At 71.3% G+C, this 17,292-nt stretch carries 20 protein-coding genes; 8 read left to right on the top strand and 12 right to left on the bottom strand.

From position 1 onward, the window contains the following. Nucleotide 1: 1 nt before the first annotated feature. The gene (locus tag LTT61_RS06565) at nt 2-403 is read right to left on the bottom strand and encodes an AMP-binding protein (RefSeq protein WP_233019038.1); all 402 of its coding nucleotides are present in this window, start codon (nt 401-403) and stop codon (nt 2-4) included. A 170-nt stretch (nt 404-573) separates the two neighbouring features. Beyond that, nucleotides 574-993 carry a DoxX family protein gene (locus LTT61_RS06560; RefSeq protein WP_233019037.1) on the bottom strand — a complete coding sequence of 140 codons (420 nt, stop codon included), beginning with the start codon at nt 991-993 and terminating at the stop codon, nt 574-576. Between the two features lie 119 nt (nt 994-1,112). Here LTT61_RS06560 and LTT61_RS06555 point away from each other — a divergent pair, with 119 nt between their 5' ends. The 4 genes from LTT61_RS06555 (at nt 1,113) to LTT61_RS06540 (ending at nt 3,743) form a co-directional block, all read left to right on the top strand. Further along, the gene (locus LTT61_RS06555) at nt 1,113-1,772 is read left to right on the top strand and encodes a TetR/AcrR family transcriptional regulator (protein WP_233019036.1); all 660 of its coding nucleotides are present in this window, start codon (nt 1,113-1,115) and stop codon (nt 1,770-1,772) included. Nucleotides 1,773-1,783: 11 nt separating this feature from the next. Continuing rightward, nucleotides 1,784-2,602 (top strand): mycofactocin-coupled SDR family oxidoreductase, encoded by an 819-nt coding sequence (locus tag LTT61_RS06550; RefSeq protein WP_233019035.1) that lies wholly within the window; start codon nt 1,784-1,786, stop codon nt 2,600-2,602. A 103-nt stretch (nt 2,603-2,705) separates the two neighbouring features. Then, nucleotides 2,706-2,852 carry a hypothetical protein gene (locus LTT61_RS06545; protein WP_233019034.1) on the top strand — a complete coding sequence of 49 codons (147 nt, stop codon included), beginning with the start codon at nt 2,706-2,708 and terminating at the stop codon, nt 2,850-2,852. Between the two features lie 69 nt (nt 2,853-2,921). After that, nucleotides 2,922-3,743: a TIGR03619 family F420-dependent LLM class oxidoreductase gene (locus LTT61_RS06540; RefSeq protein WP_233019033.1), complete on the top strand. Its 822-nt coding sequence runs from the start codon at nt 2,922-2,924 to the stop codon at nt 3,741-3,743. On the opposite strand, the gene LTT61_RS06535 is transcribed toward LTT61_RS06540, so the two are convergent. The 6 genes from LTT61_RS06535 to mftR all read right to left on the bottom strand — a co-directional run bounded on the left by LTT61_RS06535 (nt 3,731) and on the right by mftR (nt 9,105). Beyond that, complete coding sequence (locus tag LTT61_RS06535; protein WP_233019032.1) at nt 3,731-6,046, bottom strand: SpoIIE family protein phosphatase; 2,316 nt, start codon at nt 6,044-6,046, stop codon at nt 3,731-3,733. The genes LTT61_RS06540 and LTT61_RS06535 overlap by 13 nt on opposite strands. Continuing rightward, complete coding sequence (locus tag LTT61_RS06530; protein ID WP_233019031.1) at nt 6,043-6,675, bottom strand: SpoIIE family protein phosphatase; 633 nt, start codon at nt 6,673-6,675, stop codon at nt 6,043-6,045. Before LTT61_RS06530 ends, LTT61_RS06535 begins: the two co-directional genes overlap by 4 nt. Then, nucleotides 6,668-7,081: an ATP-binding protein gene (locus tag LTT61_RS06525; protein ID WP_233020893.1), complete on the bottom strand. Its 414-nt coding sequence runs from the start codon at nt 7,079-7,081 to the stop codon at nt 6,668-6,670. Before LTT61_RS06525 ends, LTT61_RS06530 begins: the two co-directional genes overlap by 8 nt. Beyond that, nucleotides 7,071-7,457: an STAS domain-containing protein gene (locus LTT61_RS06520; protein WP_067659193.1), complete on the bottom strand. Its 387-nt coding sequence runs from the start codon at nt 7,455-7,457 to the stop codon at nt 7,071-7,073. The genes LTT61_RS06525 and LTT61_RS06520 overlap by 11 nt, the downstream gene beginning before the upstream one ends. A 16-nt stretch (nt 7,458-7,473) precedes the next feature. Beyond that, nucleotides 7,474-8,379, bottom strand: coding sequence for an STAS domain-containing protein (locus tag LTT61_RS06515; protein WP_233019030.1), 906 nt, complete (start codon nt 8,377-8,379; stop codon nt 7,474-7,476). Between the two features lie 72 nt (nt 8,380-8,451). Then, the gene (gene mftR, locus LTT61_RS06510; RefSeq protein ID WP_233019029.1) at nt 8,452-9,105 is read right to left on the bottom strand and encodes a mycofactocin system transcriptional regulator; all 654 of its coding nucleotides are present in this window, start codon (nt 9,103-9,105) and stop codon (nt 8,452-8,454) included. A 54-nt stretch (nt 9,106-9,159) separates the two neighbouring features. Here mftR and mftE point away from each other — a divergent pair, with 54 nt between their 5' ends. Together mftE and mftD are read left to right on the top strand one after the other, a co-directional pair. Then, nucleotides 9,160-9,894, top strand: coding sequence for a mycofactocin biosynthesis peptidyl-dipeptidase MftE (gene mftE, locus LTT61_RS06505; protein ID WP_420094743.1), 735 nt, complete (start codon nt 9,160-9,162; stop codon nt 9,892-9,894). Next, nucleotides 9,891-11,102 carry a pre-mycofactocin synthase MftD gene (mftD, locus tag LTT61_RS06500; RefSeq protein WP_233019028.1) on the top strand — a complete coding sequence of 404 codons (1,212 nt, stop codon included), beginning with the start codon at nt 9,891-9,893 and terminating at the stop codon, nt 11,100-11,102. The genes mftE and mftD overlap by 4 nt, the downstream gene beginning before the upstream one ends. Here the strand turns inward: mftD and LTT61_RS06495 are convergent, their stop codons facing one another. The 3 genes from LTT61_RS06495 to LTT61_RS06485 form a co-directional block, all read right to left on the bottom strand. Continuing rightward, nucleotides 11,103-12,344: a fatty acid desaturase family protein gene (locus tag LTT61_RS06495; RefSeq protein ID WP_233019027.1), complete on the bottom strand. Its 1,242-nt coding sequence runs from the start codon at nt 12,342-12,344 to the stop codon at nt 11,103-11,105. It lies immediately after the preceding gene. An 8-nt stretch (nt 12,345-12,352) separates the two neighbouring features. Then, nucleotides 12,353-13,465: a ferredoxin reductase gene (locus LTT61_RS06490; RefSeq protein ID WP_233019026.1), complete on the bottom strand. Its 1,113-nt coding sequence runs from the start codon at nt 13,463-13,465 to the stop codon at nt 12,353-12,355. Between the two features lie 232 nt (nt 13,466-13,697). After that, complete coding sequence (locus LTT61_RS06485) at nt 13,698-14,447, bottom strand: helix-turn-helix domain-containing protein (RefSeq protein WP_233019025.1); 750 nt, start codon at nt 14,445-14,447, stop codon at nt 13,698-13,700. Nucleotides 14,448-14,501: 54 nt separating this feature from the next. Between LTT61_RS06485 and LTT61_RS06480 the strand changes: the two genes are divergently transcribed. Beyond that, nucleotides 14,502-14,873 (top strand): VOC family protein, encoded by a 372-nt coding sequence (locus LTT61_RS06480; protein ID WP_233019024.1) that lies wholly within the window; start codon nt 14,502-14,504, stop codon nt 14,871-14,873. A gap of 52 nt (nt 14,874-14,925) precedes the next feature. Here the strand turns inward: LTT61_RS06480 and LTT61_RS06475 are convergent, their stop codons facing one another. Further along, a complete protein-coding gene (locus tag LTT61_RS06475; RefSeq protein ID WP_233019023.1) occupies nt 14,926-15,390 on the bottom strand; it encodes a MarR family winged helix-turn-helix transcriptional regulator in 465 nt (154 codons plus the stop codon). Nucleotides 15,391-15,555: 165 nt separating this feature from the next. Between LTT61_RS06475 and LTT61_RS06470 the strand changes: the two genes are divergently transcribed. Next, complete coding sequence (locus LTT61_RS06470) at nt 15,556-17,232, top strand: fumarate hydratase (protein WP_233019022.1); 1,677 nt, start codon at nt 15,556-15,558, stop codon at nt 17,230-17,232. The last annotated feature ends 60 nt before the right edge of the window (nt 17,233-17,292 follow it).

Genomic DNA, 17,292 nt, shown 5'->3' with positions numbered 1-17,292 from the left:
GTCAGGCGGAGCGGTCGGCCACGGTGATCGTGGAGTCCGACCCGACCAGGTAGCGGCGCAGCGTGGCGGGCTCGTCCAGGATCAGCCAGCGCACGTCGTCGGTCAGCCGCGTCCGGCGCGCCCGATGGGTGATCCCGAGCGCGGTGCCCGCGGGCAGCGCCCCGTCCCCGACCGGAAGCGGAATCCCGCGCACCTTGGCGATCGCGCGCTCGGCCACGGCGGCCTCGACCGGGGAGTCGATCGCGATGGCGATCACCGCACCCGCCTTGGCGCCCATCCCGAGCAGCATCCGCGCCAGCCGGTTCGACCAGCGGTGCAGCTCTTCGGCGGTCAGGTCGGTGTCGGGGCCGGAGACGACGACGGTGTTCCGGTCGGCGGGGTGCCTGGGTGCGGTGGAAGGCATGAGGGGGTCCTTCGGATAGAGCGTACGAGGGGTACCTCAAATACTCCGCCCCCGGCGGCCATCCCGATATGACCCCAGCGAGTGTGTGCGCACCTCCGAGGGGTTGCGAATCCCCACCCTTGGTGAGGCGATCCGGCGGTGGCCGCCCGTCGAACGGCCACCGCCGCGCCTCAGTCGGCCCTGACCCCGCGCCTGCGGGTGATGTAGTGGTCGGCGGCGGCCCGGCCCGCGTGCGAGAGCCCGACCGCGAGCAGCCCGGCGATCAGGGCGAGCGGGAGCTCGTAGCCCCCGTCGCTGTTCCAGAAGCCGCTGTCCCGGTGCGCGTACCAGATGGCGCCGAGCATGTTCAGGATGAGCAGCAGCGAGACGATCGGCAGCAGCAGGCCGATGATGAGGAAGATCCCGCCGAGGAACTCGACCCAGGTGGAGTATTGCGCGGCGATCCCCGGCGCGGGGATCCCCATGGCATCGAACCCCTTCTCCACGTTGGAGATTCCGTTCGTGTGCAGCTTCTGCCAGCCGTGCATGACGAAGATGAAGCCGAGGATCAGGCGGGCCAGGAAGAGCGCCGCGTCGCGTGAGCCGTACATGTCGGTCCTTCCGTCGCTGATAGCCACTCGGCATGACAATATCGCGCCGAGGCTCGCACGGCGATGGTCGACAAATTACGCCAGCTGACTTAATCTCGCGGACGAACGATCGGAGCGAGATGGCACGGCACAGCGCGGTGGCCCGCGGCGCGCTCATGGACGCCGCCGAGGAGCTCTACGGCCGGGACGGCATCGACCAGGTGTCGAACCGGCGCATCGCCGAGCGCGCGGGCAATGCCAACCACTCCGCGGTCGCCTACCACTTCGGCGACCGGGACGGCCTGATCACCGCCATGCTGGACCGCTACACCGAGCAGTCCGAGCCGCTGCGCGCCGAGCTGCTGGCCGCGCTCGGCCCCGGCCCCACGCTGGTCGAGCTGCTGCGCTGCCTGGTGCTGCCCGCCGTCCGCGGCCTGCTCGACCGGCCGGCGCCCTGCTGGCGGGCCCGCTTCCTGAACCAGGTGCGCGCCACGCCGTCCACCGCCGCGCTGCTGGAGCGCCCGGTCGCCGGGAAGACCGCCACCGCCGCCATCATGGCCGCCACCGGGGAGCAGCTGCGCCACGTCGACCAGCCGGTGCTGAACGGCCGCGGCTGGATGCTCACCGGCATGGTCTTCGAGGTCTGCGCCGCCTACGAGGCCGAGGTCGCGGCGGGCGAGCGTGAGCCCGACTGGGGTGCGCTCGGCTGCTTCCTCACCGACGCCGCGGCGGGCATGCTCGCCGCCCCCGTCACCGCTCCCGGCGGCTTCGCCCCTGACCCCACGCTCATCCATCTCTGAGAGGATTACCCATGACCGGACGTGTAGCAGGCAAGGTCGCGCTGATCACCGGCGCGGCGCGCGGACAGGGCCGGGCGCACGCCGTGCGCCTCGCCGAGGAGGGGGCGGGCATCATCGCCGTCGACCTCGCGGGCCCGCTGCCCGGCGTGCCCTACGACTCGCCGACCCCCGACGACCTGGACGAGACCGTCCGCCTGGTCGAGAAGGCGGGCGGGCGGATCGTCGCGAGCATCGCCGACGTCCGCGACATCGAGGCCATGCGCGCCGCCGCCGACGCCGGGGTCGCCGAGCTGGGCAGGCTCGACATCGTGATCGCCAACGCCGGCATCTGCATCCCGAACGCCTGGGACGCCATCAGCCCGCAGGAGTTCCGCGACGTCATCGACACCAACGTGATCGGCGTCTGGAACACCGTCACCGTCACCGCCCCGCACCTGATCGCGGGCGGCCGCGGCGGCTCGATCGCGCTCATCAGCTCCTACGCCGGGGTCAAGATGCAGCCGTTCATGGTGCACTACACCGCGAGCAAGCACGCCGTCACCGGCATGGCGCGCGCCTTCGCCGCCGAGCTCGGCAAGCACGAGATCCGGGTCAACTCGGTACACCCGGGCGGGGTGAACACGCCGATGGGCTCGGGCAACATGCAGGCCGCCATCGCCGCCGCGGGCGAGACGAATCCGCTGCTCGGGAACATGGGAACCCCGTTCCTGCCGCGCTGGGCCGCCACCGCCGAGGAGATCGCCGACGCCGTGCTCTTCCTGGTCAGCGACGAATCGAAGTACATCACCTCGATCCCGCTCGCCATCGACGGCGGGGCCGCGCACTACTGACCGGCGAATCCGTCACCACGAAACCTCTTTTTCGGGGAGAATAGTGTCGGCGGGTTGGGTAATGCTGTGCCCGATCGCCTTGTTTCGCCCGAAGGAGTCCGTCGTGAGCAATATCGATCAGGCCCCGCTCTTCAGTCATCTCGAGGCCGCGGTCGCCACCGGCACCGCCCCCGAGACCGCCGTCCCGCTGCCGGTTTTCAGCAGCGGTGAGCGCACCGTCGCCCGTGAGGACGGGCGGCCCGGGCGGTAGCCGGGCAAGGGTCTCGCGCAGCGCGCGCGAAACGGAATTTCCCCGCGCGGCCGGCCGTTCCGCATCGGTATGAGGATCGGAATCAACACCTTCCTGACCGACGAGGGGATCGGCCCGCTGGAACTGGGGCAGGCACTCGAGGAGCGCGGCTTCGAATCGCTGTTCCTCGCGGAGCATTCGCACATCCCGCTGAGCCGGGAGACGGCCTACCCGGCCGGCGGTGAGCTGCCCCGGGTCTACTACCGGACGCTCGACCCGTTCGTGGCCTTCGCGGGGATCGCGGCGGTCACCGAGCGGCTGCTGCTCGGCACCGGGGTCACGCTGCTGATCCAGCGCGATGTGCTGCACACCGCCAAGGAGGTCGCGACGCTCGACCGGATCTCGAACGGCCGGGTGGTGTTCGGCGTCGGCGTCGGCTGGAACCGCGAGGAGATGGCCGACCACGGCACCGATCCGCGCACGCGGGGCACGCTGCTCGACGAGCAGCTGCAGGTGCTCACCAGGGTCTGGACCGAGGAGACGGTCGAGTTCCACGGCGAGCACCTCGACTTCGCGCCGTTCCAGGCGTGGCCCAAGCCGGTGCAGCGGCCGCACCCGCCGATCTTCGTCGGCGGCGCGGAGGCGGCGGCGAAACGCGCCCGGCGGCTCGGCTTCGGCTGGATCCCGAACGGCGTCGGCAGCCCGGCGGCGGTGGCCGCGCAGCTCGCGCCGTTCCTGGACAGCGGGCTGCCGATCGCGGTCACCCCGGCCCCGGCCGACCCGGCGGTGCTCGACGCCTACGCCGAGGCGGGCGCGGTCCGCGCGACCCTGAAGCTGGAGACCCTGCCCGCGGACGAGACGCTGCGCGTGCTGGACGATCTCGCGAAGCTCGCCGCCCGCTACCCGGGCTGACCGGCGCTGCGGATCGGGTTCGCGGTGGGGAAGGTGATGGCGGGCAGCGTGACCCACATGCGCACCCGCGTCCCCTCCCCGGTGTGCTCGATCTCCACGTCCTCGGTGAGCGCCTTCATCATCTCGATGCCGCGGCCGCGGTAGCCGGGGTCCGCCGCGCGCGGCTTCCAGTCGCCGTCGTCGCGGACCACGATGACGACGGTCTCGGTGTCGCACTCGGCCGCCAGCACCACCCGGCCCGGGCGCTTGTGCAGGTAGGCGTGCTCGACGCTGTTGCTGCATGCCTCGTTGGCGGCGGCCACCAGGTCGGCGGCCAGGTCGTGCGGCACCGCGGCGGCGGCGAACCACGCCTTGAGCGTGCGGCGCAGCACGGTGAGCTGCTCGGCGGCGGCGGGCACGTCGAGCAGCAGCGGCGCGGGCGGCTGCCGGTAGACCACCATGGCGACGTCGTCGTCGTACCCGGCGGCCGGGCGCAGCCTGCTCAGCACCGCGTCCGCGACCTCGCGCGGCAGCCGCCCCGGCGTCCCGGCCAGCACGTCGGCGATCTGCGCGAAGCTGTCGTCGATGTCGACGCCCCTGCGCTCCACCAGCCCGTCGGTGAAGAGCACCAGCGTGGCGCCGGGCGGAAGCGCGGTGCTCGCCTCCGGCCTGCGCGGCGTGTCGAAGGTGGCCAGCGGCACCGCGCGCCCGCCCTCGAGCAGCCGCCCGACCTCGCCGACGTCGGCCAGGATCGGCGGCATGTGCCCGGCGCTGCTGTACCGGACGACGCCGCGCACCGGGTCGAGCACCGCCGCGCAGACCGTCGTGCACATGGCGCCGGGGATCCGCGCCGCCACCGCGTCCAGCTCGGCCAGCAGCTGCGCCGGACCGGCCCCGCGCAGCAGCAGCGCCCGCGCGGCCGTGCGCAGCTGGCCCATCACCACCGCGGCGGAGAGCCCGCGGCCGACGCAGTCGCCGACCACGACGCCGATGGTGCCGTCGCGCAGCGGCACCACGTCGTACCAGTCGCCGCCGATCTCCAGCGGCGGCAGCGCCGGCTCGTAGTGCACCGAGAAGCGCGGCGGCAGCTCGATCGGGCCGAGCATGGCCCGCTGCAGCGTGAGCGAGGTGGCGCGGGCCTGGTCGAAGTTGCGGGCCCGCTGCATCGCCAGGCTCAGGTGCCCGATGAGCAGCGAGAAGAGCGTGCGGTCGGCGGCGGCCACCGCGCGCGGTGCGGCGAAGCGCAGCCAGAGCGCGGCGTCCCCGGTCTCGCCGAGCGGGGCGACGATGCCCGCGGCGCTGTCCGTTCCGTCCGGCAGCACCTGCAGCGAGCGCGGCGCGCGGCGCCGCGCGCGCTCCAGCAGCGCCCTGGTCTCCCGGTCCGGCCCGTCCGGGACCGCGCGCGCCGGGACGTCGGCGAACTCGTCCTCGTCCGGGCGGTCCGGGCCGGAGGTGTAGATCTCCGGCTCCGCGGTGCGCGCGGGCCAGACCGCGACGACGGCCTCGGCCGCGCCCGCGGTGCGGCGCAGCTCGTCCAGCCCGACGGCGAGCACCTCGGCCACGCTGGTGGCCGCGCCGACCGCGGTCGCCAGCCGGGAGGCGGCCTGGTCGCGGGCCTGCGCGTCGTGCTCGGCGGTGACGTCGCGGATGGTGCCGACGACGATGCGCTCGTCGTTCTCCGGCTTCACCAGCGTGCTGGTGCTCACCGCGAGCCAGACCTTGCGGCCGTCCCGGTGCTGGATCGGCATCACCCAGCGCAGCGACTCGCTGCCGAGGTCGGGGTAGCGCGGTGCGGCCGGCGGCGACCACGGGTGCGGCAGCGCGAACGGGACGTCGCCGGGGCCGTAGCCGGTGAGCGCGCCGAACGCCGAGTTCACCTCGACGACGGTGCCGTCCGCCTCGGCCACGAAGAAGCCGTCCTGCAGCGACTCCACCAGCGCGGTGCGGAAAGCGTCGCGCCCGGCGAGGTCGTCGGCGCGGGTGCGCTGCTGCTCGTAGGCCTTGGTGCCGTCCAGGTAGCCGCGGGTGGCGATGTCCAGCGCGGCCAGCGTCTGCAGCAGGAACTCCAGCGCGTTCTCCGCGATCCGCTGGTCCGGCGCCGCCGGTGAGCGCTGCGCGGCCTGCGCCACCCGGAAGTGGTTCTCGGTGAGGTCGAGCAGGCTGATCCGCTCGACCAGGGCGCGCCTGCCGAGTTCGTACCCCTCGCCGAGCCCGCCCTGCTCCGGCGCGGCCAGGTGCCTGCGCAGCACCGCCGCGTAGTCGTCGAGGAAGGCGGTGAGCACCGCACCGGCGTCGTCGCCGCGCTCCCCGGCGTCCATCGTCATGCCACCGGGTCGGTGGCGCCGCGGTGCCGCGCCGCGAGGACGAGGGCGTCGTCGGTGGCCTTGGCGTAGGTCTCCAGGATCGCGGCGGTGATGTCGGCGGTGGAGCGGGCCAGGTCGACGGCGCCGTCGGAGTCGGCGAGGATGCCGTCGGTGTACATGAGCAGCAGGTCGCCCGGGCGCACCGGAATGCTCTGCGGCTGCAGCGTCGGCGGCAGCCGGTAGCCGACGATCCCCGCGGTGAGCAGCATGGTGGCGCGTACCGCGATCCCGGCCGGGCCCGCGGTCAGCACCCGCGACTCCACATTGCCGACGCCGAGCCAGTGCACCGTCTCGTCGGCGCCGAACGAGGCGAGCGAGACCGCAGCGCCCCTGGTGTCGGCCATGGCCCGGTGGCACAGCACCAGCAGCACGTCCAGCGGCTCCGAGCGGTTCTCCGCGAGCACCCGCGCCGCCCGGTCCGCCGCCTCGGCGGCGCCGCTGCCGTGCCCGAGCCCGTCCAGCACCCCGAAGAGCACCCGGCCGCCGCCCGCGTCGAGCACGACGCCGCGGTCACCGGAGGTCTCGTGGCCGGGGTAGGGCCGGCCGGCGACCGCCCACTCGACCCGGTCGACGAAACCGTGGTCAAACATTCTCCGGCACCCACTTCCACATCTCGATGAGGGTGCCCTGCCCGGGATCCGAGTCGACCGTGAGCCGGTCCATGAGCCTGCGCGCGCCGGGCAGCCCGAGCCCGAGGCCGCGGCCGGTGGAGTAGCCGTCCTCCAGCGCCCTGGTGATGTCGCGGATGCCTGGCCCCTGGTCCTCGGCCTGCACGATGAGCGCGCGCCTGCCCTCGCGCTCGTCGACGAGCAGCCGGATCTCGCCGGTGCCCGCGTAACTGGTGATGTTGCGGGCGATCTCGGAGATGGCGGTGGAGATCATCGTGCGGTCGGTGAGCGAGAAGCCGAGCTCGGCCGCGAGCTCGCGGCCTGCCTGACGCGCGATCACGATGTCACCCGACACCTTGACCAGGATCACGTGGCTCTCAGCGGCCACTGTCACGGCCGTCTCGGTGGCGTCGGGAGGTCTTGGCGTTCAGCCAGGCCAGGCCCTCTTCGAGGTCGAGCGCGGTGTGCATGTCCTCGAAGGTCAGCCCGAGCTGCACCATGGCGAACGCGACCTCGGGTTGCAGCCCGACGATCACCGTCTCCGCCCCCCGCAGCTGCGTCATGTGCGCGATGGTACGCAGCGACCGTGCGGCGAACGAATCCATGATGTCGATCGCCGTGACGTCGACGATGATGCCGTTCGCGCGGTATTTGCTGACCTGCCGCATCAGGTCGTCCTGCAGCCGTTCGGTGTCGGCGTCGGTGAGCGCGGACTGCACCGACGCGATCAGATAGGTGCCCTGCTTGAGAATCGGAACCGGCATCTGCTCGCCAGCCCGTTCAGCGGCCGTCGCGCTCGATGAGCCGGTCCGTGACCCGGGTGACCTCGTAGCCGAGCAGCCGCTCCGCCTCCTCGATGCCGCCCTGCAGGTCGCCGACCGCGTTCATCTTGGACAGGTCGAGACCGATGGTGACCAGGGTGAGCGCGATATCGGACGAGAGCCCGGTGATGATCACGTTCGCGCCCATCAGCCCGGAGGCGTCGACCGTCTGCACCAGGTGGTTGGCGACCGTCGAGTCGATGTTCGGCACACCGGTGATGTCGATGACCACCACCTTGGCGCGATTGGCCCGGATCGCGCGCAGCAGCTGCTCGGTGAGCTGGCGCGCGCGCTGGCTGTCCAGCACGCCGATGATCGGCAGGATGAGCAGCTGCTCGCGCACCTGCAGCACCGGGGTGGAGAGCTCGCGGATCGCCTCCTGCTGCTGCCGGATGACGCGCTCGCGCTCCTGCACGAAGGAGATGGCGACCGTGCTCGCGATCCGGTTCGCGGCCGGCTCGTAGGCGTCGAGCACGTGGTTGAGCAGGTTGAAGTCCGACTGGTACTTCTCGAACAGCGAGCGGGCCAGCACATCTCGCAGCAGCAGCACGATGCCGAGCACCTCGTCGGTCTCGACGCCGCGCGGGATGATGCGCTCGGACAGGTCGCGGGCGTAGGCCTGCAGCGCCTCGACGCTGCCGGTCTCCAGCACGGCCACGTAATTGTCGTAGACCGAGGTGATTTCGGAGAAGATCTCCTCCGGGGTCATCGCGGTCAGCAGCTGCGCGTCGGTGATGCGGCGCGCCCACTCCTCGCGCAGCGCGGTGCGATTCTGCCGCAGGTGCTCCACGAGCTGGGGCAGCAGGTTGTCGACCGGCCCCGCTACGAGCGGATCCGCCGAAAGGCTCATGGACACCTCGGACATGGAATTCCAGGCCCCTTCTCATCGGTTGGACGGGGTAGTTCTGCCGGTCGGACAGGTCGGCACCGAGCCTACTCATACCCCGGCGGGACCGCCCCCCAAACCTGCGGGTAGCTCGGCGGCAGCCGAGGCGGGCACCGCGAAGCCGGCGGCGAGCGCCGCCAGCGCCCGATCCAGGTAGACCGTGAGGTCGTCGTCGGCGCGGCCGAGCCAGGCGTCGAAGGCAGCGCGCGCGGTCGCCAGGGTCGCCCGCCCGATCGCCAGCGGGACGAGCTCGTCGGGGGCACCGCCCAGCCTGCGTGCCGCGAATTCGCTGACCGCCCGCTCCCAGGCGTCGTAGTGCGCGCCCGCGGTGGCCGCCAGCCCCGGAACCGTTGCCAGCAGATGCATCCTGGTGCGCAGCTCCGGGACGTCCTCGGCGCGATAGGCATTGGCCGCGACCACCACCCGGCGCACCGCCGTCATCATCGGGACGTCGTCGGCGACGGTCGCGAAGAGGCCGCGCAGCGTCGCCACCTCGTCGTCGAACTGGTACCAGAGCAGCTCGCCCTTGCTCGGGAAGTAGCGGAAGAAGGTGCGCTCGCTGATCCCGGCGGCTGCCGCGATCTGGTCCACCGTGGTGTCCTCGAAGCCGCGCTCGGTGAACAGCTCGAGCGCGATGAGCTCGAGCTGGCGGCGGCTGGTGCCGCGCGGCCTGCCGCGGCTGCGGGTGTTCGCCTGCTCGGTCACCGGGCGATTATCGCAGGCTTGATTTTGTCAGTCGGTGACGTTAATGTTCTCGTCGTGGCCGAACTCACATCGCAGGGTCGCGCGGGCGCCGAAGTGGCCGCGCTCACCTGGCCTGACGTGGCTGCATCCGGCCGCTCGGCGATCCTCGTGGTTCCACTGGGGGCGACCGAGCAGCACGGGCCGCACCTGCCGCTCTCGACCGACACCGACCTCGCTGTTTCTCTCTGTACGCGGCTGGCGAGTGCCCGGCCGGATGTACTGGTGGCGCCCGCGCTGCCGTACGGGTCCAGTGGGGAGCACGCCGGGTTCCCCGGCACGCTCTCCATCGGGCAGGCCGCCCTGGAGCAGGTGCTGGTCGAGCTGTGCCGCTCGGCCACCGACTTCCTCGACCGGGTGCTGCTGGTCAGCGGGCACGGCGGCAATGCCGAGCCGCTGCGGCGGGCCGCTGCGCTGTTGCGCGGCGAGGGCCGCGACGTGCGGTTCTTCCTGCCGCAGTACCCCGGCGACGCACACGCCGGGCGCAGCGAGACGGCGCTGCAGCTCGCGCTCGACCCCGCGCGGGTGCGGCTCGACCGCGCCGAGCCGGGGGCGACCGGGCCACTGCGCGACCTGCTCCCCGCGCTGCGGGCGGGCGGCGTCGCCGCCGTCAGCGCCAACGGCGTACTCGGCGACCCGACCGGCGCCACCGCCGACGAGGGAACGGTCCTCCTCGACCGCCTCGGCACAGACCTGATCGAGCGCACCGGCCAGTGGTGGCCGGTGTCCTCCCCGGAAAGGATCCGACGATGAATCCCTGGTTCGAGACCGTGGCCGAGGCCCAGCGGCGAGCGAAGAAGCGGTTGCCCAAGCCGGTGTACGGCGCGCTGATCGCCGGCTCCGAGCGGGGGCAGACCATCGAGGACAACCAGAAGGCGTTCACCGAACTCGGCTTCGCCCCGCACGTCGCCGGGCCGATCGGCGAGCGCTCGCAGGCCACGACGGTGCTCGGGCAGAGCGTCTCCATGCCCGTGCTGATCTCGCCCACCGGCGTCCAGGCCGTGCACCCCGACGGCGAGGTCGCGGTCGCCCGCGCCGCCGCCGCCCGGGGGGTCGCGATGGGGCTCAGCTCGTTCGCGAGCAAGCCTGTCGAAGAGGTGATCGCGGCCAACCCCGCGACCTTCTTCCAGCTGTACTGGAGCGGGTCCAAGGACGACATCCTGCTGCGGATGGCGCGGGCGAAGGCGGCCGGTGCGGTCGGGTTGATCCTCACCCTGGACTGGTCCTTCTCGCACGGCCGCGACTGGGGAAGCCCGGAGATCCCGCAGGGTCTCGACTTCCGCACCATGCTCAAGTTCGCCCCCGCCACCATTGTCAAGCCGCGCTGGCTCACCACCTACCTGAAGTCGCGCACCCTGCCCGATCTCACCGTGCCGAACCTGGTCACCGGCGACGCCAAGGCCCCCGGCTTCTTCGCCGCCTACGGCGAGTGGATGGGCACCCCGCCGCCGGACTGGTCGGACGTGCGCTGGGTGGTCGAGAGCTGGGACGGGCCGGTGCTGCTCAAGGGCGTCATCCGGGTCGACGACGCACAGCGCGCGGTCGATGCCGGGGTCGCGGGCATCTCCGTCTCCAACCACGGCGGCAACAACCTGGACGGCACCCCCGCCGCCATCCGCGCCCTGCCCGCCATCGCGGACGCGGTCGGGCACGACGTCGAGGTGCTGCTCGACGGCGGCATCCGCCGCGGCAGTGACGTGGTCAAAGCCGTCGCGCTCGGTGCCCGCGCGGTGCTGATCGGCCGCGCCTACCTGTGGGGCCTGGCCGCGAACGGCCAGGCCGGGGTCGAGAACGTGCTGGACATCCTGAAGGGCGGCATCGACTCCGCCCTGCTCGGGCTGCGCAAGACCAGCATCCACGACCTCGACCGGGACGACATCGTCGTCCCCCAGGGCTTCGTCCGCGACCTCGGCGCACCGGTCGCCCCCACCCGCACCCTGGACGCCGCTACCTCGGCCTGATCACCCTCCCGACCGGACCGGGGCCTGGTTCAGCTCGCGCAACGCGGTGCGCAGGCCCCGGCGCCGGCCGGTGTCGGGGTCGACCCCGAAGTGGTCCGACAGCCCCTCCCGGATGGCGAAGCGGAGTTCGGAGGCCGTCTCCGGCGCGTCGTCGGCGGTGGCGGCCAGCAGGCCGTTCGGCACCGAGAGTTTGGCGATGGTGCGGAAGGTCTGCAGGTACTGGTGGCCGATCGACCCGGTCGTATAGGGGAGGTCGTACTTGTCGCAGAGGGCGCGCACCCGCACCGCGATCTCCTCGTACCGATTGCTGGGGAGATCGGGGAAGAGGTGGTGCTCGATCTGATGGCTGAGGTTGCCACTCATGAAACGCATGAGCGGACCCGCGTGGAAGTTGGCGGAGCCGAGCATCTGGCGCAGGTACCAGCGCGGCTGGTCCTCATCGGCGAATTCCTGCTTCGTGAACTTCTCGGCACCGTCCGGGAAATGGCCGCAGAAGATCACCATGTACGCCCAGTAGTTCCGGACGATATTGGCGGTGGCATCGGCGGTGAGCGTCGTCTTCCAGTTCTTCCCGGCCAGCGCGGGGAAGATCAGGTAGTCCTTGGCGGCCTGCTTGCCGACCTTGGTGCCGATGACGCGCAGGTCACGGAAGACCTGCCCCCAGCTCTTCTCCTTCTTCCGGATCTTCTCGACCTCGAGGTGGTGCAGCGCGACACCCCACTCGAAGAAGGTCGCCAGCAGGAAGTTGTAGACAGGATTGCCGACGTTCCACCACAGCCACCGCTGGTCGCGGGTGATGCGCAGGATCCCGTAGCCCACATCGTCGTCCATTCCGACGATATTGGTGTACTTGTGGTGCACGAAATTGTGCGAATGCTTCCACTGCACGCTGGGGCAGGTGGTGTCCCACTCCCAGGACGAGGAGTGGATCTCCGGATCGTTCATCCAGTCCCACTGCCCGTGCATGACGTTGTGCCCGAGCTCCATGTTCTCGATGATCTTCGCGGCCGAGAGCATGGCGGTGCCCGCCAGCCACGCGGCCCTGCGATTGCTGAACATGAGCGTCGCGCGCCCACCGGCGGCCAGCGCCCGCTGGAACGCGATCGTGCGGTGGATGTACCGGGAGTCGCGCTCGCCGCGGGACTCCTCGATATCGCGGCGGATGGCGTCGAGTTCGGCGCCGAGCGCCTCGATGTCCTCGGCGGTCAGGTGCGCGTAGACGTCGATATCGGTGATGGCCACCGAACCTCCTACAGGTCGAGCGTGCATTCTCCGGACACGGTGCTGATGCAGGTCTGAATTCGTTCCCCTTCGCGCCGCTCCTCGCCGGAGCGGAGGTCGCGGGCATATCCCCCCGCCAGCGGGACGACGCAGGTCTGGCAGATGCCCATCCGGCAGCCGAACGGAAGGGCGACGCCCAGGTTCTCCCCGGCCTCGAGCAGCGTTGTCGCGCCGTCGATCTCGGCCTTCTTGCCGGAGACGGCGAAGTGCACAGTCCCGCCCTCGCCCCCGTGGTCGGTCCGGGCGATCGTGAACCGCTCGGTGTGCAGGCGGTTGCGCAGCCCGCCCGCCTCGTACTCCGCCTCCATGGCGTCGAGCAGCGCGGGCGGCCCGCACGCCCAGCAGTCCCGCTCCCGCCAGTCCGGCACCCACTCCTCGAGCCGCGCGGCGTCGAAATTGCCCATCTCGCGGGTGAGCTGCAGGGTCAGGTCGTAGCCGTCGGTCTCGTCCGCGCGGGACTGCATCTCGTCCAGGAAGATGACGTCGTCGCGGGTCGGCGCGGAGTGGATGTGCCGGATGTCGGGTGCCTGGCCGTGGGCCGTGAGCGACCGGAGCATCGCCATCACCGGGGTGATCCCGCTGCCCGCGGTCACGAACAGGATCTTCCCCGGCACCGGTTCGGGCAGGTGGAAGTCGCCCTTCGGCGCGGCCAGCCGGATGATCGTGCCGGGTTCGACGCCGTCGACCAGGTGGGTCGAGAGGAACCCGTCGGGATTCGCCTTGACCGTGATCGACAGCGTCCTGTCCCCGGTGTCGCCGATCGAGGTGAGCGAGTAGGAGCGCCAGTGCAGGCGGCCCCCGATCTGCAACCCGATGCCGACGTACTGCCCCGGCCGATAGGTCGCCGGGAAACCCCAGCCCGGCCGGATCACGACGGTGGCCGAGTCGGCGGTCTCCCGCACGACATCGACCACCTTGCCGCGCAGTTCGCGCGCGGTCCAGAGCGGGTTGATCAGGCGCAGGTAGTCGTCGGGGAGCAGCGGCGTGGTGGCCCGCGCCACCAGCCCGCGCACGATATTGACCGGCGGTCTCGTCGCGTCGACGTCCGCGGCCGGCCGTTTACTCCACTTCAGCAGGTCCATCGGTAGTCCCTCACTTCTGTGTACGACCGTACACCCGAGCTGTTCGGGCGGTGCGGAAATCGTCCAGTCGGCTGATGTATACCACCGTGGGCGGGAACGCATGCGCCGCCCCAATATTCATCTTTCAGTGTACATGCGTACGCTGACTTGTTCTGGCCGGGGAATCCCGAGGATGTCGCTCCGGGGCGGGGTACCCCGCGGAATACCCCGCACTCGGTGCAGTCTTCTTCGATCAACCGCTCCGCAGGAAACCTCTGGGCGGTGCGCCCAGTTCGCGGGTGAAGGCCGCGACGAAGGCGGAGGGCGTCGAGTACCCGGCGTCCGCCCCGGCCCTGGTCACCGACACCCCGGCGGCCAGCGGCTCCAGGGTGTCCAGGATGCGCGCACGGCGCCGCCAGGCGCCGAGCGTCATGCCGGTCTCGGCGCGGAAGCGGCGCTCCAGCGTCCGGACGCTGAGCCCGACCGTCCTGGCGACGGCGCCGACGGCGATCCCCGGCTCGGCGCGCAGCAGGTCGGCGGCGCGGCCGGTGTCCGGGTCGTGCGGCACGGCCAGGTCGAGGTCGGCGGCGGGCAGTGCGCGCAACTGGTCGAGCAGCACGGTGAGCAGGGCGGCGCGGCCCCGGTCGGCATCGTCGAGCGGGCAGACCCGGACCACGTGCAGCAGCAGCTCGCGCGGAAACCCGGTGAGCGCGAGGACGCCCGGCTCGGTCCGGGCGGCGCCGAGCCGGACGGCGAAGTAGAGCACGCGCACGGCCGCCGGGTAGCGATTGTGCATGCCGGCGGCGACCCCGTCCGGCAGCCAGAGCGCGCGGTGCGGCGGCACGGTCCACAGCCGCGCGCCCGCCCGCACCGAGAGCGTGCCCGCGGCGGTATAGACCAGCCGATCCCAGCCGGGGTGCACCGGCAGGGCGGTGCGGCCGGCGGGGTGGGTGACGGCGTACCCGCGCAGCAGCGGTTCGTCCGCGTGTCGTTTCTCCGACATTTCCTGGCAAAGATTACGTGGTCCGACGCCGGTGGGCGATGCGACGATCGGCGCATGACAGCGAACCTCGCGCATTTCGCGCTCAACGCGGACGACATCCCCGCCACCAAGACCTTCTACGAGAAGGTGCTCGGCTGGCAGTTCGACGCCTGGGGCCCGCCCGGCTTCTACAAGATCCGCACGGGAGCCGGCGGTATCGACGGCGCGCTACAGCAGCGCCGTTCGCTGATCGAGGGGCAGCCCGGCGGGGTGGAGTGCACCTTCGCGGTGGACGACGTGGACGCCACCGCCCGCGCCGTCCTGGCGGCGGGCGGCACCATCGTCCTGGAGCGCTTCACCATCGCAGGCGTCGGCCATCTGATCTTCTTCGCCGACCCGAACGGCAATGCCATCGGCGCCATGCAGTTCGACCCGGGCGCGAGCTGAGGTCGGTCGCGCCGGGCAGGCTGCTGCTCCCGGCGCGGACCGGTGCGGAGGGTCAGGGATTCGCGGAGCGGCGGTGATGGGCGAGGAGGGTGTCGTAGATGTCGGCGAGGGCGGACAGCTGATCCCGGTCCAGGACGTCGATCATGTTCCGCCGCACGCTCCCGACGTGCATCGGCGCCGCGTCACCCAGGGCCAGTATTCCGTCGGGGGTGAGCCGGGCGGCGGTGCGGCGCGCATCGTCGGGGAGCGGCTCACGGGCGACCAGCCCGCGCCGCTCCATGCGGGTGATCTGGTGCGACAGCCGGCTCTGCGACCACTCCAGCTTCGCCGCCAGCTCGGCGAAGGTCAGCGACTCCCCGCTGAGCGAGAGATAGGCCATGACCGAGTACTCGGCGAAGGTCAGGTTCGAGTCCCGGGTCGAGTCCCGCCCGACCGCCGCGGCGACCAGATCCCGGGTGCGCACGTACCCGAGCCACGCCCGCATCTCCAGGTCGTCGAGCCACTGTGGGTCGGTCACCGCCTGTGTTCCCATCCTCGCCGGTCTGCTGTCGTCGCGCTCTGGTTGAAGGTACAACCTGGGCGTTGGGTGGCTTGCATAGGGGAGCCTAAGCAACGGTCGGCCGAAACGCGGTCGTTACGCTCCGGGTGCTTCGAAGTCAGCTCGCCCGAAGGAGTGCGTTCCGTGACCGCGCCCGAGTTCCGCTATTCCGATCTGCTGCCGATCGGCGCCGACGAGACGCCGTACCGGTTGCTCACCACCGAGGGTGTCTCCACCGTCGAGGCCGGTGGCCGCACCTTCCTGCAGGTCGAGCCCGAGGCGCTGCGGCTGCTGACCGCGGAGGCGATGCACGACATCAGCCACTACCTGCGCCCGGCGCATCTGCGGCAACTGCGGCGGATCATCGACGATCCGGAGGCGAGCGGCAACGACCGGTTCGTCGCGCTGGATCTGCTCAAGAACGTGAACATCTCGGCGGGCGGGATTCTGCCCATGTGCCAGGACACCGGCACCGCCATCGTGATGGGCAAGAAGTCCGAGGGTGTGCTGACCGGCGCGGACGATGCCGAGTGGATCAGCCGGGGTGTGTTCGACGCCTACACGAAGCTGAACCTGCGGTACTCGCAGCTGGCGCCGATCACCATGTGGGACGAGAAGAACACCGGGTCGAACCTGCCCGCGCAGGTGGAGCTGTACTCGGCGCCGGGTGATCCGGCGAACCCGGCCTACAAGTTCCTGTTCATGGCGAAGGGCGGTGGCTCGGCGAACAAGTCCTTCCTGTACCAGGAGACCAAGGCGGTGCTGAACCCCGCGCGGATGCTGGAGTTCCTGGACGAGAAGATCCGGTCGCTCGGCACCGCGGCGTGCCCGCCCTATCACCTGGCCGTGGTGATCGGCGGCACCAGTGCGGAGTTCGCGCTCAAGACCGCGAAGTACGCCTCCGCGCACTACCTGGACTCGCTGCCGACCGAGGGCTCGCCGGCCGGGCACGCCTTCCGTGATCTGGAGCTGGAAGAAGAGGTCTTCAAGCTCACCCAGTCGTTCGGGATCGGGGCGCAGTTCGGCGGCAAGTACTTCTGCCACGACGTGCGGGTGGTGCGGTTGCCGCGGCACGGGGCGAGTTGCCCGGTGGCGCTCGCGGTGTCGTGCTCCGCCGACCGGCAGGCGCTGGCGAAGATCACCGCGGAGGGTGTGTTCCTGGAGCAGCTCGAGCGGGAGCCCGCGCAGTACCTGCCGGAGCAGACCGACGAGATTCTCGGCGGCGACGTGGTGCGCATCGACCTGAACCGGCCGATGGCGGATATTCGCGCGGAGCTGTCGAAGTACCCGGTGAAGACGCGGCTCTCGCTGAGCGGGCCGCTGGTGGTGGCGCGGGACATCGCGCACGCGAAGATCAAGGATCGGCTGGACGCGGGCGAGCCGATGCCGCAGTACCTGCGGGATATGGCCGTGTACTACGCCGGGCCGGCCAAGACGCCGGACGGGTACGCCTCCGGGTCCTTCGGGCCGACCACCGCGGGCCGGATGGATTCCTACGTGGACCAGTTCCAGGCGGCGGGCGGCTCGCACGTCATGCTGGCCAAGGGGAATCGTTCGGCGCAGGTGACCAGGGCGTGCAAGGAGCACGGCGGGTTCTACCTGGGGTCGATCGGCGGGCCCGCGGCTCGGCTGGCGCTGGACTGCATCAAGTCGGTCGAGGTGCTGGAGTATCAGGAGCTCGGCATGGAGGCGGTGTGGAAGATCGAGGTCGAGGACTTCCCGGCCTTCATCGTCGTCGACGACAAGGGGAACGACTTCTTCGCGGAGACGCAGAAGCCGATCGCGCTGCGGGTGCGGACCCGGTCCGCCGAGCGGGTCTGAGCGCGCCTACGATCGCGGCATGATCGAAGCGGAGCACGGGGTGGGTGCCGGGGTTCGAAT

Origin of the sequence: Nocardia asteroides, from assembly GCF_021183625.1 — a bacterium.
In the GTDB taxonomy this organism is placed as follows: Bacteria; Actinomycetota; Actinomycetes; order Mycobacteriales; family Mycobacteriaceae; genus Nocardia; species Nocardia asteroides_A.
The sequence above is the reverse complement of the archived record's forward strand: the minus strand, read 5'-3'. Positions and strand labels throughout refer to the sequence as shown.